Origin of the sequence: Parabacteroides sp. AM08-6, from assembly GCF_003473295.1 — a bacterium.
Taxonomy (GTDB): Bacteria; Bacteroidota; Bacteroidia; order Bacteroidales; family Tannerellaceae; genus Parabacteroides.
In genome coordinates this window covers 1-576 of record NZ_QRMP01000059.1, presented here as the reverse complement: position 1 = coordinate 576, position 576 = coordinate 1, and the positions used below count along the sequence as shown (strand labels likewise).

The window sequence follows — 576 nt, the reverse complement described above, 5'->3', positions numbered from 1 at the left end:
GTCATCCAAACGGATGCCTCTCCCTGAAGTTTTCAAGGAATTGTCGGAAACTTGGAAAGAAAAACACCCGGACTGGCAGTACATTCTTTGGGATGATGCGATGATGGATGACTTTATGAGAAAACACTACCCACAATATATAGATACCTACAATAGTTTCCTGTATGACATACAAAGATGAGATATTATTCGCTACTTGATACTTTACGAAATGGGCGGAATGTATGTGGATTTCGACATGGAGTGTCTGGAGAACGTAGAACCCTTGTTGCAAAAAGGATGCTGTTTTGGTACGGACACGGATGAAAATATTATATATGCCTCTCATGTTAAAGGGGGATATTTAAACAATACATTTATCACTTCTACACCGAAGCATCCTTTTATCGGGAAAATTGTAGAGCATGTGTTTGATGAAAATCGAATATTGCCTTCAGCAGATACTCATAAGCTATTGTATGTCTTACAGACCAGCGGAGCTTTGATGTTGTCGGATACATATGATGCTTATGAAGGAAAAGATGATGTTTATATTATTCCGGCTTGCAATATTGCTCCCTTTTCTGTAATGGAAGC

Annotated in this window: 1 pseudogene; it reads left to right on the top strand. The window is 38.7% G+C overall.

The annotated features are described in order from the left end of the window. Positions 1–13: 13 nt before the first annotated feature. Positions 14–576 (top strand): annotated as a pseudogene (locus tag DW103_RS18680) (glycosyltransferase family 32 protein); the annotation flags it as partial.